Here is a 22,806-nt window from a genome sequence, read left to right as displayed (position 1 = left end):
CATGAACGAAATGGCCCGACTTCAAAAACGCAGGCTTGCGCTTTATGGCTGGATGCTGGCCGCACCGGCATTGGCACTCATGAGCCTGTTTGCCTTTTACCCGGCCATTGCGACTTTCTGGCACAGCCTGTTTACGCGCGGCACATCACGCCGCCCGTCGGTCTTTGCCGGGTTTGAAAATTATGGCGATCTGTTTGCCGACCCGACCTTTTGGACGGTAGCGACCAACAACCTGATTTATGCCGGGGTCACCATTCCGGTTTCGATTATCTTTGCGCTCGTCATGGCGCTTTGGGCCAACGCCCATATCCCGGCACGCTCGTTTGTGCGCAGTGCCTATTTCACCCCGACCATTTTGCCGATGATTGCCGCGGCCAATTTGTGGCTGTTTTTCTATACGCCCGACCTTGGCGTCATTGACCAGATCACCGGCTTTTTCGGCGCATCACCGACCAACTGGCTTGGTCAGCCGGAAACGGCACTTGCGTCCGTCATCATTGTGACGATCTGGAAAGAAGCCGGGTTCTTCATGATCTTTTATCTGGCCGCGCTTCAGACCATCCCGCCGGACCTTCGTGAAGCCGCCCGGATCGAGGGCGCTGGTCGCTGGACCTATACAAGGCGTGTGCTACTGCCACTTTTAATGCCTACCACGATCTTTGTCTTCGTCAATGCGATGATCAATTCGGTCAAACTGATCGACCATCTGTTCATCCTGACCAAAGGCGGGCCAAACAATGCGTCCAAGCTGATCCTTTATTGGATCTGGGAAATGGCATTTGCCTATTTCGACAGCCCGCATGCCGCCGCCATGACCATCCTTGTCTTACTCGCCCTTGGCCTTGTTGCCGTCGCGCAGTTCCGACTGGTTGAAAAACGGACCCACTACCGATGAACACAGACACCACCATTGCAAACACCAAACTCACCCTGCCCGATTTCGACAAGCTGCTTGATGCGATTGGTGCGTGGGTTCTGGCAATTGTCTGGATTTCACCATTGCTGTTTGCCGCCTGGGCGGCGTTACAGCCATCGGGCACGGCCCTTGGTCTGGATTTTTCCAACCCGTTGACGTTCGAGAACTTCACCTATGTCTGGGGGGCAGTGCCGTGGGGCGGGTATTTTGCCAATACCGTGATCCTCGTCACCCTGATCCTTGCGGGCCAGCTGGTGCTGTGTACCCTTGCCGGGTTCGCCTTTGCCCGGTTTGAATTCAAGGGCCGCGATACGGTCTTTATCCTTGTTCTGCTGCAGCTCTTTATCCTGCCGGAAGTCCTGATTGTCGAAAACTATGCCATCGTTTCCAAGCTTGGCCTGTTTGACACCGCCCTTGGCATCGGCCTGCCCTATATGGCCAGCGCGTTTGGCATTTTCCTGTTAAGGCAAGCATTCAAATCCGTCCCGGTCGAACTTGAAGAAGCCGCAAGGATTGAGGGATGCAGTTGGATGGGTGTTCTCTGGAAGGTTTATGTCCCTGCGGCCAAGCCGGTTTATCTGGCTTACGCGCTGGTCTCGATTGCCACGCACTGGAACAACTTCCTGTGGCCGTTGATTGTGACCAACTCGCCGGAAACCCGGCCGCTGACAGTCGGGTTGTCACTGTTTGGTGCGCCGGAAACCGGGGTAGATATCTCGGTCATCAGTGCTGCGACCATCATGACCATTGCCCCACTTCTGATCGCGTTCCTGATTTTTCAGCGGCAATTCATTCAGGCGTTCCTGCGAGCCGGTATTCGCTAGGCACCTGCCCCATGGTCGCTTCCGATCAAGGGTGTGTTCTCGATCTCTTTTCTTCACGGCGCGATTGCATCAGACTGGATCCTGCAACTGATCCCTGCAGGATGTATCTTCGCGCACCACGTGCGAAGAGCCACGCGATCTCCCCCGTACGTGGTGTGGCAGCAACATCTTGCGCCTTTCGGCGTCTTTCCCGAAGGGCTTTAACGCCCGGGCCTCCCACCCGGGCGTTTTCTTATGCCTATATGATGAATACCGGTCAGATGCGAATCCTCATTATTGAAATTAAAACTAATGCATTGACAATAAACAATTTTTAGATATCTGGTTGATGTAAATCAGGGTTTCACAACCCCGTTCTTGGTGTAGTACCCGGACCACCAAAATGGGAGAGACAAAATGAAATCCCGTCGTTTACTTACCAAAGCCCTTCTGTCGACCGTTGCGGCATGTGCCCTTGGCGGTGCGGCAATCGCGGCAGAACCAGCCGAACTTCGTGAAAGCGCGCTGGAATATTTTGAAGTCATTCCGTCGATGGTTCCGGCCATCGAAGGCAATGCCGTCACCCGTGAAAAGGTTGAGCTGGGCAAGATGCTGTTCTTTGAACCGCGCCTGTCTTCCAGTGCGATCATTTCGTGCAACACCTGCCACAACCTTGGCATGGGCGGGGATGACAACCTGGAAACCTCCATCGGGCATGGCTGGCAGAAAGGCCCGCGTAACGCTCCGACGGTTCTGAACGCCGTATTCAACGAAGCTCAGTTCTGGGACGGCCGTGCAGAAGACCTCAAGGCACAGGCCAAAGGCCCGGTTCAGGCCGGCGTTGAAATGGCCAGCACGCCAGAGCGTGTCGTGACGGTTCTGAAATCCATGCCGGAATATGTCGAACATTTCAAATCGGCATTCCCGGGCGAAGACGATCCGGTCACCTTTGACAATATGGCAAAGGCTATCGAGGCATTCGAGGCAACCCTGATCACCCCGGCATCCCGGTTTGACCAGTTCCTTGAAGGCAACGACACCATCATGACCGAAACCGAGATGACCGGTCTTGAACTGTTCATCGATACCGGCTGCGCATCCTGCCACAACGGGGTCAATGTCGGCGGTACCGGTTACTATCCGTTCGGTGTTGTCGAACAGCCGGGCTCCGAAGTCCTGCCGCCAGATGACAAGGGCCGCTTTGCTGTCACCCAGACCGCAAGTGACGACTATGTCTTCCGTGCAGGTCCGCTGCGTAACATCGCACTCACCGCACCTTATTTCCATTCCGGCAAGGTCTGGGATCTGGAACAGGCGGTCGCGATCATGAGCAGCTCGCAGCTGGGTGCAGAACTGTCTGATGACGAAGTCAAGGCAATCCCCGCCTTCCTTCAGACCCTGACAGGTCAGGAACCGCAGGTCACCTACCCGATCCTGCCGGTCAGCTCCAAAGACACGCCAAAACCGGAAGCCATGATCGCCAACTGATCATAAGCCAAACCGAACTTGCGAAACCCCGCCAGACAAACATGGCGGGGGTTTTCTTTTCCCAATAGACCTCAAAGAAAAACCGGCCCCTGCAAAGCAGGGACCGGTTGGGTCGCACGCAAGCTAGGCTTGCCGGGGTCGGGGGAACTGTGTGCGACCATCTCAAAAATTCCAAAGGCACCTAGTGACCGCCACCACCACCCGCCATGGCGCGTGGTGGCTTGGCAAAGGGCAGCAACAGAAATGCAAAGACAAAGGCCGCTGCCATTGCCAAATAGACGTCATTAAATGAAATGATCGAGGCTTCGCGATTGACGATGCCGACGATGAATTTCATTGCCGCTGCATGCGGGTCCGGCAGGCCCATCTCGCTATAGCGCGCCGTGATGGTCGCCAGATAGTCCTTGAACGCGGTGCTGGCCGGGTTGATATGATCGGACAGGATCGAGAAATGATAATCGATCCGTTTATCAAGCAACGTATTGATCGCAGCCATACCAATCGCCCCGCCCAGATTACGCATCAGGTTATAAAGCCCGCTGGCGTTTTTGATCTTTTCCGGCGGCAAGGTGCCAAGGGCCAGATTGGTCACCGGCAACATGCAAAACATCAACGCCGCCCCACGCACGACCTGCGGCCAGATCAGCTCGTTAAAGGAAACCTCGCTGGTATTAAACCCGTGCATGGCAAGACCCGCGGCAAAAAGCGCAAGCCCGATGCCCAGCACCACGCGCGGCGGATATTTCGCTGTCATCTTCCCGGCAATCGGTGCCGACAGGAATTGGGTAATCCCTGTCACCGCCATGATCACGCCGATCTCAAGACTGTCATAGCCCCGCACGCGGCCTAGCATCAGCGGCATGACATAGACACTGCCATATAGCCCTACACCAAGCGTAAAGCTGAACACACAGCCCATGGTGAAGTTGCGATCAGCAAAGGATTTCAAATCCACAATCGGCTTGTCATAGGTAAACATCCGCCAGAAGAAATAGATCCCGGCAACAATGCATGTGATCGTGCCGTATATGATGGCGGTTTCATCAAACCAGTCATCCTTGGGACCCTCATCAAGGACATATTCCAGACTGCCCAAAAACACTGCCATCGACAAAAGCCCGCGCAGATCAAAGCCCTTGAGCAACCCAATATCACCACGGTCCACGCGCAGTGTCATGGCGACCACGGCCGCAATCATAAGGCCGGGAATAACATTGATCAGAAACAGCCAGTGCCAGGAGAGTGACTGGGTCAAAAACCCGCCAAGGGTCGGACCGATCGTCGGGGCCATGGTGGCGATCAACCCGGTCATGACCGAAGCTGCATTACGCTTTTCTGGCGGGAAGATGATGTAGGTCGTGGCAAAGACGGTCGGGATCATCGCCCCGCCCAAGAAACCTTGCATCGCGCGGAACCAGATCATGCTTTCAATCGACCATGCAAAGGCCGATGCCACCGACATCACCGTGAAGCCAAGCGCAGAAATCACGAACAGCCAGCGCGTTGACATCAGGCGCGACAGAAACCCCGATAGCGGGATCATCACCACTTCGGCAATCAGATAGCTCGTCTGGACCCAGCCGATTTCATCCGGGCTCGCCGACAGACCCGCCTGAATGTTTTCAAGCGAACTGGCAACGATCTGAATATCAAGGATCGCCAGAAACATGCCGACAACCATCGCCACCCAGCCGACAAACTGGGCGGTTTCCATCGGACGTGTTTCAGATTGGGTGTGCACTGCCGGGCTGGCGGTTGCCATCAGTTAAGCTCCGAAAGTTCCGCAGTCGGGACCACACCGCGGGCAAGGCCAACACCAGCAAGTTCTTCTTCGCCATTGGCATTGCGGGTATCGACATTGACCACCACCGACAAGCCCGGTCGCAATGCCTTGGCCCATTCGCTGTCATCAAGCTCGATCCGTACCGGTACACGCTGGGTGATTTTGGTAAAGTTGCCAGTCGCGTTTTCCGGTGGCAGCAGGCTGAACTGCGCGCCAGTAGCCGGGGCAAAACTTGCGATATGGCCGATAATCTCGGCATCCGGGAAGGCATCGACTTCAACCGCTACTTTCTGGCCCGGTGCCATATGGCTGATCTGGGTTTCCTTGAAGTTGGCAACAATATAAGTGCCCGGAAGCGGCACCAGAACCAGAAGCTGCTCGCCCGGCTGGACCAAGGCACCGGTCTGAACCGAACGGTTGCCGACCACACCATCAAACGGCGCATAAATGCGGGTATCATCAAGCGCCTGCTGCGCCAGATCACGGGCGGCTTCGGCCTGCCTTACGGCACGTTCGGCCTCGATCTTCTGAGCGCGCAAAACGCCAAGACGGCCTTTTTCGACGGCCAAAGTTGCATTGGCTGCGGCCACCTGTGCCTGAGCGGTCTGGCGATCGGCCTTGGCGTAATCAAACTTCTGACGGCTGGCCGCACCCTTTTTGACCAAATCGTCATAGCGTTTGAAATCATCACTGGCGCGTTCCAGTTCGACGCGTGCAATATCAACGTTGGCTGCTGCCTGTTTGATCGCTGCATCCTGAAGGGTGATCTGTTCTTCCATGGTGCCCACGGCAGACCGGCGCGCTTCAAGAGCTGCTTCGGCTTCGGCCAGTTCAAGGCGGAAATCCTCATCCTTGATGGTCAGAAGCAGATCGCCCTTGTGCACCGGCTGGTTTTCCGCCACCCGCAAATCACCAACATATCCCGATACCTTGGGCGATACGGCGACCTCATCGGCCTGCAGATAGGCGTTATCGGTACTTTCATGGTACTGACCTTCGGTCACCCAGTAGTACCCGTAATATCCACCGCCACCGATAATCGCTGCTGCGATCAGGGGCAGAATGATTTTCTTCACACTCATTGCCTGATTTTTCCTTTTGGTATTGATCAGTACCATTTATGAATTTATGGTACTAACCAGTACCAAACGTCAAGTCCGGAATCGGAAAACCCCTGTGTCAGACGCCAAGAAGATTGATCCCAGAACCCTGAAACGTCGCGAAGCCATGATCGAAGCCGCGCGCGAATTGTTTTGCGAACATGGGCTTGCGGGTACGACACTGGAAATGATCACGGCCGAGGCTGGTGGATCACGCCGCACGATTTACGAACTGTTTGGCAACAAGGATGGGGTGTTTGAGGCCGTCATTCGCGATTGCACGGGCCGAGTCACGTCAATGCTGGCCGATCTCGATCTGGCGCAAAAGCCGTTGCGCGATGCCCTGATCGAGTTTGGTGAAACCCTGATGACGATGCTGACAACATCCGACACCATCCGCTATTTGCGTCTTTATCTTTCGGAAGTGCCGCGTTTCCCGCATTTGGGGAAAGTTTTTTATGAAAGCGGCCTAATGACGGGTCGGCGGATCATTACCGACTATTTCGAAAACCAGATGGCTTTGGGCAATTTCCCAAAGGGCAATGCCGCCCAGGCCGCGGTATTTTTCACCAGCCTGCTTAAGGCCGATTACGATTTTCGTCAGATGACCTATGTTGGCTGGGAACCGCAGGCCAATGACCTGCACGAACATGTCATTGCTGCTGTTGATATGTTTTTACGGGGTTACGGGTTTGATCCCGCGAACATGACGTCCTGAATGGTTCTTCGTAAACTGCGGCAATGCGTTGGCACAAAACATGGTCCCCCGACCCCGTTTCCGCAGCATTGCCGAACCTGTTAATCAAACAGGGTCAACAACCGCCATGCGATCGGGGCGAGCATCGTAATGATCCCGACCCACATCATCACCACACCCCAATTACGATCACGATTGGTAAAGCCAAAACCAAGCAGGCAAAAACCAAACACGCAGGTGATCAGGACGATGATGTTTTCATTTGTCATGTTCATGACAGTTCCCCTTTGATGGAGTCCCGGTTACCGGAGTCTCCCCCTGTTCACCGGCATTACCATCACGATATCGCTTAACTGACCGTCCGGTCATTGATCCGGATCAGAAAAATCAATCGCGTGAAGCCGATAGAACGTTTTTTCGAACGTCTCGTCGAATTTGCCTAAACGATCAGGATTATTGATCTTTTTGGCAACAAAAATCGCCAGACCAGGCCACGGTAAGGCGCAGAATTCCGGGTTTCGTGCCCCTCATCACATTGTTGTATCCCAGCCCTCTTTGATTTTCCGGTGGCTTACTGTATGTTGCGCACTCCCGACGCGGCCAGGGCGCTCCCTCGCGCGCCGGAAGACAGAGATTTAACCATCTTGAATGGCAGCCGCGCTGTATATCGGCCGCGGCCAGCAAGGGAGTATTCTATGAGCAAGATTCAAGTTAAGAATCCGATCGTCGAACTTGACGGCGATGAGATGACCCGGATCATCTGGGACTTCATCAAAAACAAACTGATCCTGCCGTATCTCGACGTTGACCTGAAATACTACGATCTTTCGGTTCAGAAACGTGACGAGACCGACGACCAGATCACCATTGATGCGGCAAACGCCATCAAGGAACACCGCGTTGGTGTCAAATGCGCAACCATCACCCCCGATGAGCAGCGCGTCGAAGAATTTGATCTGAAAAAGATGTGGAAGTCGCCGAACGGCACCATCCGTAACATCATTGGCGGTACCGTTTTCCGTCAGCCGATCATCTGCTCGAACGTTCCGCGTCTGGTTCCGGGTTGGACCCAGCCGATCGTTATCGGCCGTCACGCATTTGGTGACCAGTACCGCGCGACCGACTTCAAGGTTCCGGGCGCAGGTAAACTGACCATCAAGTTCCAGCCGGCAGACGGTGGCGAAGCTATCGAGCACGAAGTCTTTGACTTCCCGTCCTCGGGCGTTGCCATGTCGATGTACAACCTTGATGACAGCATCAAGGGCTTCGCACGTGCTTGCATGAACTATGGTCTGTCGCTCGGTTGGCCGGTTTACCTGTCGACCAAGAACACCATCATGAAAGCCTATGACGGCCGCTTCAAGGACCTGTTCGAAGAAGTCTTCCAGACCGAATTCAAAGACAAGTTCGAAGCAGCTGGCATCACCTACGAACACCGCCTGATCGATGACATGGTTGCATGTGCGATGAAATGGAACGGTGGTTTCGTTTGGGCTTGTAAGAACTATGACGGCGACGTTCAGTCCGACACCGTTGCACAGGGCTTCGGCTCGCTCGGTCTGATGACCTCCGTTCTGATGACCCCGGATGGGCAGACCGTTGAAGCAGAAGCTGCACACGGCACCGTGACCCGTCACTATCGCCAGCACCAGCAGGGCAAAGAAACCTCGACCAACCCGATTGCGTCGATCTTTGCCTGGTCGCAGGGTCTTAAGTACCGTGGTGAGTTCGATGGTACCCCGGAAGTCGTCAAGTTTGCTGAAACCCTTGAAAAAGTTTGCGTCGACACCGTCGAAGCCGGCTTCATGACCAAGGATTTGGCACTCTTGATCGGCCCGAACCAGAAATGGCTGACCACCAACCAGTTCCTCGATAAACTGGACGAAGGTCTGAAAGCTGCAATGGCCTGATCCATCTGATCAGACTGGCAGTTTTGCCAACACGTAAAACCCCTGCCGGGCAACTGGCAGGGGTTTTCTTTTTCCTATCGGATCACTGACGCCTGGACAAAAAGAACCCCGCTGGCGGGGGACCAAGCGGGGTGTAAGTTGCTGCGGCCCAGGCTCAGGCCGCTGCGGTCAAAGCAGGATCAGCTGCTTTGAACTGGGACCTCTTAGGCGGCTATGTCTCCGGTGTCACCGGTGTCACCCGTATCGCCTGTATCTCCTTCATCACCTGTGCCAGCGGTATCACCGGTTTCTCCGGTATCGCCCGTGTCACCAGCATCGCCAGTTTCACCGGTGTCACCTGTACCGTCCGTCTCGCCAGCATCACCCGTTTCGCCCGTGCCACCGGTATCACCAGTGTCTCCAGCGTCACCCGTATCGCCGGTATCACCGGAATCCGGCTCACCATCGTCAGGCGTATCGCTGTCATCACCGGCGCCAGGACCCGTCAGGTCTTTCCAGCCTTTGGTTATGATGTCGCGCTCAACATCGGGATCGACATCCGGCCCGGTCGCCGCGCCAAAGACACGCTGGATACCCGGTGGAAGCGCGCCGGCAAGGCCCGGTGCGCTTGCAATACCAGGAGGTGCGCCTTTTTCACCGGCAACACCGCGCCCTGCGGCAGATGCCCCGCGCCCAACGCCCCCGGCCTGCATACCCAGACCCTTGGCGTTGGAGCGCGCTGCTGCACTATTTCCCGGCGCATCGGCACTGTTGCCTTTGCCACCGCCGTTACCACCGGCATTTCCACTATTGCCCGGACCATCCGGCCCGGAATTACCGTTGCCGCCACCGGGACCACCACCATTCCCGCCGCCGTTGCCACCGCCAGGACCGTCATTGCCATTGCCGTTGCCACCGGGACCGCCGCCATTGCCGCCACCGTTACCACCGCCATTTCCACCGCCGTTTCCATTACCGCCAGCGTTGCCGTTGCCACCACCGTTGCCGTTACCGCCGCCATTGCCGTTACCTTGGGCAAACGCGGTTTTGGACGTCAGGTCAACTTTGGAGACATCAAATGAAAGGGGCGTGACCACCAATGCAAAGGCGCCAAATCCGAGAATGCCTGCTGTGGCAATCCGGGTGCGCAGTGTTTTCTTTTCTGTGATCAACATTGTTTGCTCCACTTCCATGCAGTGAAATTCGCGTTCATTTGACAGGACAACGCATGGGCAGCGATTTTTCTTCCCATGACCCTGAAATTATTTTTCCCGACATTTTTTTGATCACCGAGGGAAGAAACAGCCACGCCCCGTCGTTATATGACCAATAAGACCAAAAATTTGCGCCTTCGATCATGGATGGGACGTTTGGTTTGGACATTGCTTTACGAAAAGAGCTTGCAGAACTTCTGCCACGCGCATTGCGGTTTGCGCGTTCGCTGACACGTGATGCTGTCGCGGCAGAGGATCTGGTGCAAACGGCCTATATAAAGGCCGTCGAGCGTATTGCTCAATTTGAACAGGGCACGCGCCTTGATAGCTGGCTCTATCGCATCATCCAGACGAGCTGGATTGATGAAAAGCGCCGCGATCAGCGTCAGGGCAATGTGATCTCGTTCGAAGATGCGCGCGAAACGGCCCTTCCCGGCCTGAAACATGGCGGGACGGATCGAATGTTCCTGCAGGCCGCTTTGGCTTCGCTTGCCGAAGAACAACGCGCCGCACTGACATTGGTCCTGATCGAAGGATACAGCTATCGCGAAGCCGGTGACATCCTTGGCGTGCCCGACGGCACCGTCATGAGCCGGGTCGCCAGAGCCAGAAAGACACTTGCCTCGCTCCATGATGACGACGGCAAAGCAACAGACAAAGACAGCATTCAAAGAGGTTCGTCATGAGCAAGGAACTGGAAGATCAGGACTACGTTTTGCTGTCTGCCTATATTGATGGCGAACTGGTCCCGACCGAATGTCGCGAACTTGAAGACCGGATCGCTAAATGCCCGGTCATGACGCGACAGTTCAACATCATGGCCGGTCAATCGGTTGTCCTGCGCAATCAGGCCGAACGCTTGCTGGCGGATCGTGTTTATCCGGAACTGGCCCAGGACATCGAAGATATCCTTGATCAGAAAAAGCCCGCTTCTCGCCACTTCGTTGAAAAAAGCGAGATTGAGGCACGCGGCCAAAGCCAGTCTGCGGCAAACAACAACAAGCCGATCTGGACCGGCATTGGCGCGGCGGCGGCTGTCCTTCTGGCATTTGTCGGTGGCAACTGGTTTAACGAAACGTCGCGCGACGCGGGCGTTGCTGACATTGCCGCGAACACGGCACCGTCGGCGTTTTATTCCCCTGTCAACAATCCGGTGCTGGATGAAGAAATCAGCATGACGCTTGAGAAAACGCTGAGCGGGGATATTCGTCATGTCTCGCTAGGCACTTCGCCCAATACCGATGGTGCGGTTGAAATCGAACCCTTGCGGACCTTCCGCCAGGGCGGCCTGTTCTGCCGGGAATATCACGTTACGTTTCCCGCTGATCGTACCGAAAGCGGCCCGGACGGTTTCTTTGGACGTGCGTGCCGTACCGAAGACGGCAAATGGGAAACGGTTTATCGCCTGATCCCGGGCATCGAGCTTCCAGCACTTGATGGCGAAAACGACACCACACCAAAACAAAAACTTTGAAATACACAGGCAGCGATGCGAGGCTCTTTGTCGCTGCCTGTTTTTGTATGTGCGACCAGAACAGTCGAGTGAGAGAACAAGGGCGAAAACGCCCGTTGATAAAAAGAATGAGCAGGATCAGACGAATGAGATTGCCAAGCTATCAGCGCCCGATGACGGCGCTTTTTTACGTTGTAAGCCTTTCATTGCTTGGGGCCTGCCAGACGCTCGATACAATCGGCCAATCTCTGAACAGCCTGAATGACGGTCTTGGCCAATATGCCGAGAAAACCGAAAATACCGGCCCGGCTCTTTCGACCGCAACCCTGCCCGACTTCGGCATTGGCGATGCCTTTGTCTATGACAACGGCCGGGCGATTTATGTCGAGGACATAAAGGGTGAGAACATCCTCTGGAACGGTGGTGGCGATTACCTTTTTGAAATGAGCCGCGATTTCACCGGCCCGATCCTTGACTGGTCCTACACCGATGATGAAGACCGCAAACGTTCCGGTTCGGCGATGGTCAAGGAGGGTGCTGGCACCATCTGGCCTCTTCAATATGGCACCCATGTCCGCATTTCAACGCGGTCAGCAAATGTTGATCCCGACACTGGCTCGGTCAACGAGTATGATCAGTGGCTAACCTGCATGGTTCCCGCAACAGAAACGGTCGAAGTTCCCGCCGGCACCTTTGACACCTTCGTGATCGAATGTTCGCGCTATTACAAACAATGGTGGATGCAAACGACCCGTTGGTGGTACGCGCCCGACATCGGCTTCTATGTCAAACGCGACCGTAAATGGAATTCGGGAAGCGATCACAGCGAAGAACTGATGACGTATGGTCCGGCCCCGGCAAAGATCGCCCAACCGGCACAGGATATCCTCGCCGAAACGGTGCAGCAGTCACTTGAAAACAACAATTCCGGCGACGCCCAAACCGCCACTTACGGTGCCCTAGAAATAGCGATCACGCCGCTCAAAACGGTTCAAACCGAAAAGGGCATTTGGTGTCGGACCTATCGTCAGGAACTGACAGCGCGCAACCGCACCAGCACACAAATCAAATCGGCCTGCCGGATGAATGATCGCTGGGTGATTGAAGACGAAGTTGCCGAGGCCGTTGAAGCCGAAACCAGTGGATCCTGACAACAGATCGTCATTTCAGGCAAAAGCCGCCTTTAAAATAGCAAAACGCCCTGACCAGCGACAATCAGGGCGTTTTGCATTTTCTGGTATCTAAAGTGCCTGATGTTACGACGCAGCCTTACGAACAAAAGTCCCGCGCTGATAGTCGTCAAAGGCCTGCATCAGTTCTTGCTTGCTGCTCATCACAAACGGTCCATAGCGCACCACCTGCTCGTGGATCGGGCGTGCGGCGATCACCAGCATCCGGCCTCCATCTGCCCCGCCTTTAAGCGTGACACCATCACCATCTTTCAAAATCGCCAGGTGATGGGTCGGGACATCCTTGCCACCAACAACCGCGTCACCGACAAAGACATAGACCACGGCCGTATGCCCCTCGGGCAGCGGAACGGTGACCTCTGCCCCGGCATCAAGCTTGGCATCGACAAAGACCGGGTCGGTCGAAATACCGTTGATCGGGCCGGTTGCCCCATGCATTGAACCGGCAAGAAGACGCAACTGCGCACCCTCAGCTGGCGAGATTTCCGGCAGTTCATCGGGCTCCATATTCTGGTAGCGCGGGTCGATCATCTTGTCCTTGGCGGGCAGATTGATCCAAAGCTGGAAGCCCTGCAAAAGACCGTTTTCCTGTTCAGGTGTTTCGGAATGTACGATCCCGCTTCCGGCCGTCATCCACTGACCGCCGCCCGAACGCAAAACGCCCTCATTGCCCATGCTGTCCTTATGGCGCATTGCACCTTCGACCATATAGGTCACGGTTTCAAACCCGCGATGGGGATGCTCGGGGAAGCCTGCGATATACTCATCCGGATTATCGGTCGAAAGTGAGTCAAGCATCAGGAACGGATCAAGCATATCAAGCTTCGGCGTCCCGATCGAACGGCGCAGCGACACACCCGCGCCATCGGACGTATCCATCGCGCGCAAGACCCGCTCAACAGCCCGTGCGTTTTTTACAGATTCAGACATTTCAAAATCTCCTGTGCCATCGGCAATCCTGCCAGACAAATTTTCATGACAGGCATGGTCGCACAAAACTGTCGCCGAACAAGGCCCAATCAGGCATCTGATTGTTTATCAGATGGCAACAAAAAAAAGGCAGCGCAGGAACCCTGCACTGCCTAGATCGCTTGAACGAGTGGCTGAAATCAGCCAGCAAGCTTTGCTGCAAGTTCTGCAACATGCTTGCCCTGGAACTTGGCGATGGCCAGTTCGTTGGCGGACGGCTGACGGGAACCGTCGCCACCGGCAAGGGTGGTCGCGCCATAAGGCGTACCGCCGGTGATTTCATCCATGTTGCTCAGTTCCGGGCAGCTATAGGGCACACCGGCGATGACCATGCCATGGTGCATCAGGGTGATATGGGTCGAGGTGATGGTGGTTTCCTGACCGCCATGCTGGGTCGCGGTGGATGCGAAAACAGAACCGACCTTGCCGATCAGTTTGCCTTCTGCCCACAGACCGCCGGTCTGATCGAGGAAGTTACGCATCTGGGATGCCATGTTGCCAAAGCGGGTCGGCACGCCAAAGATGATCGCATCGTAATCGGCCAGTTCAGCCGGGGTTGCGACCGGTGCGGCCTGATCAAGCTTGGCACCAGCGGACTTTGCGACGTCTTCGGGCATGATTTCCGGAACGCGTTTGACATCAACATGCGTGCCAGCAACACCGCGTGCGCCTTCTGCCACCGCGTTTGCCATCGTCTCGATATGTCCGTACATCGAATAGTAAAGAACCAGTACTTTTGCCACGTTGGCCTCCTTGGTGAATAAATTTTCGCCACATGATGGCGTCAGATTGTCCGTCTGAAAACGGCCAGCTTGGAAACAAACTGTTCGTGATCAGGACGAAACGCGATCAGAAAAGCCGTCAGGCGTCCGGATTACGCGCGAGGTATTGAACAACCTGATCGGGGAAATCGGTGAAGATGCCATCAATCCCGGCATCATCGAAAATCGCCTTGAGCGCGATCTGCATATCCCCCGCCCATTTCGGCAACTGATCGGCCCGAAGCGTATAGGGATGCACCTTCAATTGCGCCCGCTGGGCGGCGATCAGGGTCGGCGTCATGATCGCCGTGCCATTTTCGCTCAGTCCGCTGATCACCTGCGGCAACCACGGACCGATACCATCGACGACACGTGCCATCTCGACAACGCCTTCATCGGATTTCAGATAGTCGTAATCCGTGCCTTCCGGCGGGCCCCAGCGGTTTTCACCCAGAAGCTGCACCAGTTTGCCCTGATAATTGAGCTCTTCACGGATACGCTTGGTTTCCGCCCAGTCAAAGCACTGCACAAAAGCATTTGAATCCGGATTGTTATAGCCCCACTGCTCCATCACCGTGATGACGGTTTTGGCGATATCCTGCCCTTCAGCGTGGTGGAAAGCCGGGTCCTTGATTTCCGGATAGATGCCAACATCGCGCCCGGTGGAATGGTTCAGGCCCTGAACGAGTTTGATTTCCTCTTCAAGGGTCGGGATCTTGAACATCCCGAAATCGCCCGGGAAGCGATCTTCGTAGACCTGCTTGCCGGTATCGGCCTTGAACCGTTCGGTCACATTCAGGGTCTTGAGCTCAGCCAGCGTGAAATCAATCGCGTAATAACGCCCGTCTTCACGTTTGCGATCGGGGAATTTTTTGGCAACATCGGTGGTGGTATCGATATGGATGTCATGCAGGATGACCGGAACACCATCCTTGGACAGAACCACATCCTGTTCGATGTAATCCGCCCCCATGCCATAGGCCAAAGCCTTGGCCGGCAGGGTATGTTCGGGCAGATATCCCGACGCCCCCCGATGGGCGATCACCACCATTTCCTGATCAAGTGCCTGTGCATTGGCGGAATTCATCTCACCAGTCACAGGCATCATGGTTGCGGCGGCAAGTCCGCCAAACGCAAGCAGGGTCGACTTGATCAATTTGCTCATCTGCATCCCGGGTTTCCTTATCCAGTGTCCTTTTGTGATCAAGGACTATAGGCGGGGTTTGGTATTACAAAAACGCATCCCCGCGTCTTGCACGCAATCTTCATCAAACTGTTACCTAGGGTCAAAACGCCAGTCTAGCGGTTAAGTTCCCCGGTCATGCGATCCAGCCCGTCAAGGGTCAGGGGGAACATCCGCCCTTCCATCAGTTTGTGCATGATCTGGATCGATTGATGGTGCCGCCACCAGTTTTCCGGTTGCGGATTGATCCAGGCCGCATGTTCAAAATGATCAAGCAATCGCTGTATCCAGACAGCACCGGCTTCGGCATTCCAGTATTCCACAGCACCACCGGGATAGGTAATTTCATAGGGGCTCATTGTGGCATCGCCAACGATCACCAGCTTGTAATCCGCGCCATAGGTATTGATGACATCCCATGTCGAAACCTGATCATTCCAGCGCCGCGCATTGTCCTTCCACAACCCTTCATAGGGGCAGTTGTGGAAGTAGTAATATTCAAGGTGCTTGAACTCGGTTTTGACCGCTGAAAACAGTTCTTCACAGACCTTGATGTGATCATCCATTGATCCACCAATATCAAACAGCATCAACACCTTGACTGCGTTATGACGTTCCGGGCGCATCTGAACATCAAGCCAGCCCTGACGCGCGGTAGATGTAATGGTGCTCAGCAGATCAAGCTCGTCCGCCGCCCCGGTCCGCGCCCATTTGCGCAGGCGCCGGAGTGCCACCTTGATGTTGCGCGTGCCGATCTCGACACTGTCATCAAGGTTCTTGAATTCCCGCTTGTCCCAGACTTTGACCGCCCGACGATGCCGGGATTTATCCTGCCCGATCCGCACCCCTTCCGGGTTATAGCCATAAGCACCAAACGGCGATGTTCCGGCCGTGCCGATCCATTTATTGCCGCCCTGATGGCGACCCTTTTGTTCTTCAAGACGCTGCTTAAGCGTCTCCATCAGCTTTTCCCATCCGCCAAGAGCTTCGATCTCGGCCTTTTCTTCGTCACTCAGGAATTTCTCGGCAAGCTTGCGCAACCATTCGTCGGGGATTTCAGTCTGCTCGACCTCGTCCATCCCCTCTGTCAGGTCGATCACGCCTTTGAAATGCTCGGAAAATACGCGATCGAACTTATCAAGGTGGCGTTCATCCTTCACCAAGGCCGAACGCGCCAGATAATAGAAATCCTCAACCGAATAGCCTGCCAAGCCCTTCTCAACGGCCTCAAGCAAGGTCAAATATTCGCGCAAACTGACCGGAATGCGCGCATCTTTCAGCTTATAGAAAAAGCCAATAAACATCAGAACCTTCCCGCTCCAGCCAAACGCCCTGCCGCTACAGACAAAACCTTTACGGTATTTGACGGATTTCCATACAACCGAATAGTGGACAAAGACGCGTCCTTCGGGCACGTTGCGCGCGCAATAGCCGGACGATCCAGGCCCGGCGTAACAACAATAAATTCGCGAGCAGATTTTTGATGACTGATTTTCTCTATGGCTTTGTGATCATTGCCGTAATCATCCGCTTTGTGACGCTTGGCATTTCCAAACGCAATGAAGCGCGCCTGCGGGCGGCCGGTGCGACCGAACATGACAGCGCAACGACCAGGCTTCTGACCATTGCCCATATCGGCTTTTACCTTGCCTGCTTTGTCGAGGGTTTCTATCGCGCGGCCCCCATCGATACCGTCACCTATGTCGGGATCGGTTTGTGGGTTGTGTCGATTGTCGTGCTTGCCGGCGTGATTGCGACCTTGCGTGATCTGTGGACGATCAAACTGATCATCGCGCCCCATCACGAAATCCGCACCAGCGTCCTTTATAAAATCTGCAAGCATCCCAATTACTTCCTGAACATCGCCCCTGAATTGCTGGGCTTTGGCCTTGCCCTTCAGGCATGGGGCACATTGATCGTTGGTTTGCCGATCTATGCCGCCATCCTCTGGCGTCGCATCCGGGCCGAAGAAACCGCAATGAAGGCGACTTTCCCCGCCTATTAAAGCTGGAACTAGTGCCCTTCGCGCCGCGCCATGAAGGCAAGCCGTTCAAACAGATGTACGTCCTGCTCGTTCTTGAGCAACGCACCATGCATCGGCGGCACGGCCGTCTTGGCATCCTTGGCCCGAAGTGCTTCGGGTGGCAGGTCTTCGGCCATCAGAAGCTTCAACCAATCCAGAAGCTCGGAGGTTGATGGCTTTTTCTTGAGGCCCGAGACCTCGCGCATGTCATAGAAAAGGTTCAGTGCCTCGGCCACCAGACGTTTCTGGATGCCGGGGTAATGCACCTCGATGATTTCGGCCATGGTGTCCACATCCGGGAAGCGGATGTAATGGAAGAAACAGCGGCGCAGAAAGGCGTCGGGCAGTTCCTTTTCATTGTTTGATGTGATGATCACGATCGGGCGGTTGGTCGCCTTCACCGTCTGCTGCGTCTCATAGACAAAGAACTCCATGCGATCGAGTTCCTGAAGCAGGTCATTGGGGAACTCGATATCGGCCTTGTCGATCTCGTCAATCAGAAGAACCGGTGCTTCGCCGTCTGCCTCAAAGGCTTCCCAAAGCTTGCCCTTGACGATGTAGTTGCCGATGTCATGGACGCGCTCATCGCCCAGCTGACTATCCCGCAGACGCGACACCGCATCATATTCATAAAGTCCCTGCTGGGCACGCGTGGTCGATTTGATCGACCAGGTAATCAGTTTCTTGCCAAGTGATTTGGCTATTTCCTCGGCCAGAACGGTCTTGCCGGTGCCTGGCTCGCCTTTGACCAGAAGTGGACGCTGCAACGTGATCGCGGCATTGACCGCCACCATCAGATCTTCGGTTGCGACGTAATTTTCCGTACCCTGAAACTTCATTTTTGCCCTGCAACACAAGTTGACGTTTGCGTTAACTTAGGATGCATCAGGCACGACAGCAAGCACCGGTTTTCACACAACCGCCTCCCGCCACCGCCCCACCAAAGCAGCCTCACAAACTGGCGTCGACCATAAAACACCGACCTGAACGGGCCCTCCCGCTTCAATCCATTTCATGACTATTGGTCATTACAAAAATTTCACTTGTTCCGACCGAATGCCAAAACCGGGTTTAGCCAACACCTAAACATTGTAGTATTTTTGTAATTCAATAACTTATAAGATATGAAAAATAGAAAATCCGGAGGAAAAGGACCGGTCTCAAATGACCGAGAAATACCTTAATTGGGGAATTGCAAGGTATGCTCCTTAAAAACCACCAAATCATGTCTTCGCAGAACTTCGATGATGCGCGCGCATTTTGGGCAGAGATGATTCCGGGGGACACAATAAGCCTGCTTGGCAAAAAGCAGGAAATTGATGCCGAGATAAATGGGCTGACACTTGGTGATCTGAGCCTGGTTTACGCCAATTTTGGTGATTGTGACGTCCATATCCAGTCGAGTGAAAGTGAAAGCAACTCGCTTTATCTGCTCTTGCCAATGCATGGAACTGGACACTGCAAACATCTCGGTCAGGAATTCGAGCTCTCAACAGATCAGGGGCTTATTCGTGACATGCGACGTCCCCTTTCGGCGACCGAATTGCAGTTCGCGACACTCGGGGTCAGCATTCCAATCGACAAGCTTGAACGCCATTACCGGTTGATGGTTGAGAACACGGCCAGCCAGATCAAGCTGGACTTCGATTGCAGACTTGATCTCGGCTCCGAAGCCGGACGGCACTTGCGCAACACAATGACCTTCATTGCCAACTCCTTTGATGGCGTCATGGACGGCTCCGGCAATGCAAAAATTGTCGATCAGTTTCAAGACTTCCTGCTTACCAATACGCTGCTCTCGCTTCCCAATTTCAACGCCGACATTGACCGTCAACTGGCAAAAACCGTTGCTGTTCCTCATTATGTAAAACGGGCACGCGATTACATTCAGGCCCATGCGGATCAATCAATCACCATCGAAACGTTGGTTGAGCATGCAGGTTGCAGTTACCGAACCCTGCAAAGGGCCTTTGGCAATGTCTATGATATGGCCCCCATGACCTATCTGAAAACGGTCCGGCTTGAGCGCGCGCATGAAGATTTGATGAATGCATCGCACGGGGAAACCATCACCGATATTGCCACCCGCTGGGGCTTTACCCATCTGTCCCGGTTTGCCAAAAGTTATGTCAAACAGTATGGCGTTCTGCCATCTGAAACACTTCGCCACCGCGATTAGGCACAGTCTTTGCGGTCTTCAGAATTATCAGCTTCTGCGCAGCGCACTGGCGGGGCTTTCACCGTACCAGTCGCGATAGGACCGCGAAAAGTTGCTGACATGGGCAAAGCCGACGGCGGCGGCAACCTGTTTGACGCTCATCTCGCCCCGATGCAGCAATTCGCGTGCGTATCTCATACGTGCGCGACGAATGAACTCCGAACAACTTTTGCCGGTTGTCTGGCGAAACAGGCTGTTCAGCCGGTGTGACGTCATCTGGCTATCTGCAGCCAACTGCTCGACAGAGATTGCCGCACCCGGATCTTTTGACACCCGCGCGATCACAGTATCGACAACGGACTTTTCAAGCTCTGTCAGCGCCAAAGGCGCGCTGAATTCCTGGGTTTTCTGAGCGTGAAGGTCAATGACCTCGCCTAAAAAGAGGCTCGCCAAACCATCAAGCTTTAAAAGCCGCCCGGGCCCGCTAACATGGCTGGAAAACATGGCACTGACGATGCTGCGAATACGGTTGCTAACCGCGATGGGACGTATATCCACCACATCCTGACGATCGGATAAAAACGGTGTCAGACTTTCGGGGAACTCATCGCCAAAACGCTGTTTTAACGGCTTGAGGGGGATTGCCACTCCGACGTGGCGGATCAATTGATCTTCCGGCAGAAAATAACGCGTCCCGAAGGGATCGATCCGCTTGATCATGCCGACATCAGGCGTCATCTCATAACGCTTGCCGTGCGGGCATTCGATTTCAAGTTTCCCCATGACAGTCGCCGATCCGCCAAGCCATCCCGGCGGCAAGGAATTACGAACATCAAACAGGGAATTTTCGCGCACCCTGAGTTCGGCACGATGCAAAAGCATGCCATTGCCGAAATCAAGCCGCTCAACGCGTCCCTGCACCCCGGGAAGTTCAAACAGGTCGCCATCGGCAAGCCTGAGCTCGCCAATACTGGCTTCGTTGTTTTCATCCGAAAGCCTGCCAAACGCATCATCCGCGTTTTGCCCGGTCTCCTGCATGATCTGCTCGTTTCATAATTTCTTAGCGGCTTATTCTGAGCCATCGAATTAGATGACCAGAAGTCTTTTACCATAATGATCAGAATATCAACGCGTTGTCTGTGACGATGCGCACGATCAGCCAAGCCTTTTGTGCCATGGGTCTTATTCGGCAGTCAGGCACATCAATCGCGCCACCGGGGCATTTTGCCGGGCGACTTCGGCTTTCAAGCCATCGACATCCATCTCCTCGTCCTTGACGAACTCGATGAACATCATGTTGACGTTGTTAAACAGAAGTTCGCCGACCGCATCACAATCAACCTCGCGTCGGACGACCCCGCGTTTCTGAAGCGCGCGAATCAGATCGCAGACCTGTTTGGACAGGCGATGATCAAGGGCGGTGTAGCGTTTCGAAAACGGTGTTTCGGGCTGCGCAATCGACAGCGACATTGCCGTGCGCCACATCTCCTTGGAAAGATAGGTCAGCGAGTGATCGTAATATTTCCCGATCAGTTCCGATAAGGCTGGTGCAACTTCATCATGGTCGCGCGCGATGATGGCATCCCCTGCGGCAAGGACTTCCTCGACCTCCATCGAGACCGTGGCCATCAGCATATCGCCCTTGTTTTTGAAGTAGTTATAAAACGTCCCGACAGACACCCCCGCCATTTCGGCAATGTCTTCGATGCGCGCACTGTCATATCCGACCTTGCGAAACAGGGTCGTCGCCGCCTCGAGAATACGGCGGTTTTTGTCGGCTTTCTTTTGGGCGCGCAGTCCTGACATCGTCACTCCGGAAAAACTGAACGGGTTCAAAATTTACATTGACTCAAAAAATGAACGCGTTCAATATTTTTTCAACGGCGCCGAAACAGAGCACCGAAGAACCCAATTCAAGGGAGGCCTCAAATATGAAATCAGGGAGAGCCTATGTCTCGTCACGTCTCTACGGGGAAGACCCGCAACAAGTTTCTGAGTAGCACTGCGACCTTTATTCTGGGCGCGGTTGCCATGGCGCACAGCGCACAGGCAACCGAAGAGCTCAATGCGCTTGTCTGGTGCGACCATACCGATCCGGCCTTGATTGAGCCGTTCGAGGAAAAATACGACGTCAAAGTCAATCTCAAGGAATATGAAGGCACCGGTGCCGGTCTTTCGATCGTCGAGCAGTCCCGCCCGGGCGACTGGGATGTGTTCGTGATTGATGGCGTTGACGTGCATCGCGCCGTTGAAATGGGCGTTCTGGCCGAAATCCCGGCCGATGCCCTGCCGACGTCCGATATCTTCCCCGAAGTCGTGATGGCTGAGAACAACGTTGTTGATGGCAAGACCTATGCTGTCACCGAGAAGTTCGGCTACAACACCATTTCGTTTGACAAGACCAAGGTTGATCCCAAGGACATGGAAGACATGTCTGTGATCTGGTCGGACAAATATGCCGGTCGTATCGCGGTTTATGACTATTATCTGCCAGTGATCGGCCTTGTTGGTCTGGGCCTTGGCATTGATACGGCTGATCTTGGCGCGGACGATATGCCCGCGATCAAGGAAAAGCTGTTTGCGATGAAAAAGGCCTCCAAGCAGGTTGGCGAAGTTGTTTCATCCCAAACTGCCCTTGCCACCGGTGAAGTCGACATTCTGGTTGGCGGCGGTGAGTGGATCACGGCTGTGCTGTCGGAAGAAAAGCCGAACCTTGACTGGGTGATCCCGAAACAGGGCGGCCTTCGCTGGGCGCAGTCGATCGGGGTGATGAAGGATTCCCAAAAGCCTGATTTGGCCCTGAAATTCGTTCAATATATCCTGAGCCCCGAAGGTCAGGCGCGTCTTGCGACCTCTTCGTGCTATTGGGGGATGCCGGCCAACGCGAAAGCTGGTGCAAATCTGACTGATGCCCAGAAAGCAGCGCTTCGCTGGGATGATCAGGAAGGCTATCTCAAGAACTCGCAGCTTTACCCGATCCCGGATGCCGATCTCGATGCCGAGATGCAGGATGCCTGGGTCGAGATGCTCCAGCAGTAAGCAATCCCTTGTCTACTGCCACCTGCCGATGTCCCGCTTTTTGTGGGGCATCGGTTCCAAATTGCGATAAGCTTGCCAAAACGGCGCCCAATTTCCCAAGCGAATTATAAGCAACCAACGCCACCAGGTTGGTTTGCGAA

Annotated in this window: 22 protein-coding genes; 11 read left to right on the top strand and 11 right to left on the bottom strand. The window is 54.7% G+C overall.

Annotation, left to right across the window (positions count from 1 at the left end; translation table 11 throughout):
* Nucleotide 1 precedes the first annotated feature (1 nt).
* From CMO10_RS06135 to CMO10_RS06125, 3 genes are all read left to right on the top strand, one after another.
* Nucleotides 2-895 carry a carbohydrate ABC transporter permease gene (locus CMO10_RS06135; protein ID WP_297019688.1) on the top strand — a complete coding sequence of 298 codons (894 nt, stop codon included), beginning with the start codon at nucleotides 2-4 and terminating at the stop codon, nucleotides 893-895.
* Complete coding sequence (locus tag CMO10_RS06130; RefSeq protein WP_297019685.1) at nucleotides 892-1,740, top strand: carbohydrate ABC transporter permease; 849 nt, start codon at nucleotides 892-894, stop codon at nucleotides 1,738-1,740. Before CMO10_RS06135 ends, CMO10_RS06130 begins: the two co-directional genes overlap by 4 nt.
* Nucleotides 1,741-2,136: 396 nt before the next feature.
* A complete protein-coding gene (locus CMO10_RS06125) occupies nucleotides 2,137-3,207 on the top strand; it encodes a cytochrome-c peroxidase (protein ID WP_297019682.1) in 1,071 nt (356 codons plus the stop codon).
* A 181-nt stretch (nucleotides 3,208-3,388) separates the two neighbouring features.
* Here CMO10_RS06125 and CMO10_RS06120 read toward each other — a convergent pair whose 3' ends face one another.
* Entirely contained in the window at nucleotides 3,389-4,969 is a 1,581-nt protein-coding gene (locus CMO10_RS06120; protein WP_297019679.1) for a DHA2 family efflux MFS transporter permease subunit, read from the bottom strand.
* On the bottom strand, nucleotides 4,969-6,072 hold the full coding sequence (locus tag CMO10_RS06115) for an HlyD family secretion protein (RefSeq protein WP_297019676.1): 1,104 nt from the start codon (nucleotides 6,070-6,072) through the stop codon (nucleotides 4,969-4,971). The genes CMO10_RS06120 and CMO10_RS06115 overlap by 1 nt, the downstream gene beginning before the upstream one ends.
* 94 nt (nucleotides 6,073-6,166) lie before the next feature.
* Here CMO10_RS06115 and CMO10_RS06110 point away from each other — a divergent pair, with 94 nt between their 5' ends.
* Entirely contained in the window at nucleotides 6,167-6,808 is a 642-nt protein-coding gene (locus tag CMO10_RS06110; protein WP_297019673.1) for a TetR/AcrR family transcriptional regulator, read from the top strand.
* Between the two features lie 80 nt (nucleotides 6,809-6,888).
* Here the strand turns inward: CMO10_RS06110 and CMO10_RS06105 are convergent, their stop codons facing one another.
* Nucleotides 6,889-7,062 (bottom strand): hypothetical protein, encoded by a 174-nt coding sequence (locus tag CMO10_RS06105; RefSeq protein ID WP_297019671.1) that lies wholly within the window; start codon nucleotides 7,060-7,062, stop codon nucleotides 6,889-6,891.
* Between the two features lie 420 nt (nucleotides 7,063-7,482).
* Here CMO10_RS06105 and CMO10_RS06100 point away from each other — a divergent pair, with 420 nt between their 5' ends.
* Nucleotides 7,483-8,697, top strand: a complete 1,215-nt coding sequence (locus CMO10_RS06100; RefSeq protein ID WP_297019669.1) for an NADP-dependent isocitrate dehydrogenase — start codon at nucleotides 7,483-7,485, stop codon at nucleotides 8,695-8,697.
* Nucleotides 8,698-8,900: 203 nt separating this feature from the next.
* Here the strand turns inward: CMO10_RS06100 and CMO10_RS06095 are convergent, their stop codons facing one another.
* The gene (locus CMO10_RS06095) at nucleotides 8,901-9,851 is read right to left on the bottom strand and encodes a hypothetical protein (protein ID WP_297019666.1); all 951 of its coding nucleotides are present in this window, start codon (nucleotides 9,849-9,851) and stop codon (nucleotides 8,901-8,903) included.
* 200 nt (nucleotides 9,852-10,051) lie between these two features.
* Between CMO10_RS06095 and CMO10_RS06090 the strand changes: the two genes are divergently transcribed.
* From CMO10_RS06090 to CMO10_RS06080, 3 genes are all read left to right on the top strand, one after another.
* On the top strand, nucleotides 10,052-10,576 hold the full coding sequence (locus CMO10_RS06090) for a sigma-70 family RNA polymerase sigma factor (protein ID WP_297019664.1): 525 nt from the start codon (nucleotides 10,052-10,054) through the stop codon (nucleotides 10,574-10,576).
* The gene (locus CMO10_RS06085; protein ID WP_297019661.1) at nucleotides 10,573-11,364 is read left to right on the top strand and encodes a hypothetical protein; all 792 of its coding nucleotides are present in this window, start codon (nucleotides 10,573-10,575) and stop codon (nucleotides 11,362-11,364) included. The genes CMO10_RS06090 and CMO10_RS06085 overlap by 4 nt, the downstream gene beginning before the upstream one ends.
* A 125-nt stretch (nucleotides 11,365-11,489) precedes the next feature.
* The gene (locus CMO10_RS06080) at nucleotides 11,490-12,494 is read left to right on the top strand and encodes a hypothetical protein (protein ID WP_297019659.1); all 1,005 of its coding nucleotides are present in this window, start codon (nucleotides 11,490-11,492) and stop codon (nucleotides 12,492-12,494) included.
* A gap of 105 nt (nucleotides 12,495-12,599) precedes the next feature.
* On the opposite strand, the gene CMO10_RS06075 is transcribed toward CMO10_RS06080, so the two are convergent.
* From CMO10_RS06075 to CMO10_RS06060, 4 genes are all read right to left on the bottom strand, one after another.
* A complete protein-coding gene (locus tag CMO10_RS06075) occupies nucleotides 12,600-13,463 on the bottom strand; it encodes a pirin family protein (RefSeq protein ID WP_297019656.1) in 864 nt (287 codons plus the stop codon).
* Nucleotides 13,464-13,642: 179 nt separating this feature from the next.
* Nucleotides 13,643-14,245: an NAD(P)H:quinone oxidoreductase gene (gene wrbA, locus CMO10_RS06070; RefSeq protein WP_297019653.1), complete on the bottom strand. Its 603-nt coding sequence runs from the start codon at nucleotides 14,243-14,245 to the stop codon at nucleotides 13,643-13,645.
* A gap of 118 nt (nucleotides 14,246-14,363) precedes the next feature.
* A complete protein-coding gene (gene glpQ / locus CMO10_RS06065; protein ID WP_297019650.1) occupies nucleotides 14,364-15,428 on the bottom strand; it encodes a glycerophosphodiester phosphodiesterase in 1,065 nt (354 codons plus the stop codon).
* 134 nt (nucleotides 15,429-15,562) lie between these two features.
* Nucleotides 15,563-16,750: a vWA domain-containing protein gene (locus CMO10_RS06060; protein ID WP_297019647.1), complete on the bottom strand. Its 1,188-nt coding sequence runs from the start codon at nucleotides 16,748-16,750 to the stop codon at nucleotides 15,563-15,565.
* A gap of 179 nt (nucleotides 16,751-16,929) precedes the next feature.
* On the opposite strand from CMO10_RS06060, the gene CMO10_RS06055 reads away from it, so the two are divergent.
* Nucleotides 16,930-17,451, top strand: a complete 522-nt coding sequence (locus tag CMO10_RS06055; RefSeq protein ID WP_297019645.1) for an isoprenylcysteine carboxyl methyltransferase family protein — start codon at nucleotides 16,930-16,932, stop codon at nucleotides 17,449-17,451.
* 8 nt (nucleotides 17,452-17,459) lie between these two features.
* On the opposite strand, the gene CMO10_RS06050 is transcribed toward CMO10_RS06055, so the two are convergent.
* Nucleotides 17,460-18,308 (bottom strand): AAA family ATPase, encoded by an 849-nt coding sequence (locus CMO10_RS06050; protein ID WP_297019643.1) that lies wholly within the window; start codon nucleotides 18,306-18,308, stop codon nucleotides 17,460-17,462.
* Between the two features lie 386 nt (nucleotides 18,309-18,694).
* On the opposite strand from CMO10_RS06050, the gene CMO10_RS06045 reads away from it, so the two are divergent.
* A complete protein-coding gene (locus tag CMO10_RS06045) occupies nucleotides 18,695-19,648 on the top strand; it encodes an AraC family transcriptional regulator (RefSeq protein WP_297019641.1) in 954 nt (317 codons plus the stop codon).
* Nucleotides 19,649-19,675: 27 nt separating this feature from the next.
* Here the strand turns inward: CMO10_RS06045 and CMO10_RS06040 are convergent, their stop codons facing one another.
* Nucleotides 19,676-20,665, bottom strand: coding sequence for a helix-turn-helix transcriptional regulator (locus CMO10_RS06040; RefSeq protein WP_297019640.1), 990 nt, complete (start codon nucleotides 20,663-20,665; stop codon nucleotides 19,676-19,678).
* A 144-nt stretch (nucleotides 20,666-20,809) separates the two neighbouring features.
* The gene (locus CMO10_RS06035; protein WP_297019639.1) at nucleotides 20,810-21,433 is read right to left on the bottom strand and encodes a TetR/AcrR family transcriptional regulator; all 624 of its coding nucleotides are present in this window, start codon (nucleotides 21,431-21,433) and stop codon (nucleotides 20,810-20,812) included.
* A gap of 144 nt (nucleotides 21,434-21,577) precedes the next feature.
* Here CMO10_RS06035 and CMO10_RS06030 point away from each other — a divergent pair, with 144 nt between their 5' ends.
* Nucleotides 21,578-22,666 carry an ABC transporter substrate-binding protein gene (locus tag CMO10_RS06030; protein WP_297019637.1) on the top strand — a complete coding sequence of 363 codons (1,089 nt, stop codon included), beginning with the start codon at nucleotides 21,578-21,580 and terminating at the stop codon, nucleotides 22,664-22,666.
* Nucleotides 22,667-22,806 lie beyond the last annotated feature (140 nt).

It is taken from the genome of Thalassospira sp. (assembly GCF_002709775.1).
Lineage (GTDB): Bacteria > Pseudomonadota > Alphaproteobacteria > Rhodospirillales > Thalassospiraceae > Thalassospira.
This window is presented reverse-complemented; position numbering and strand designations above follow the sequence as displayed.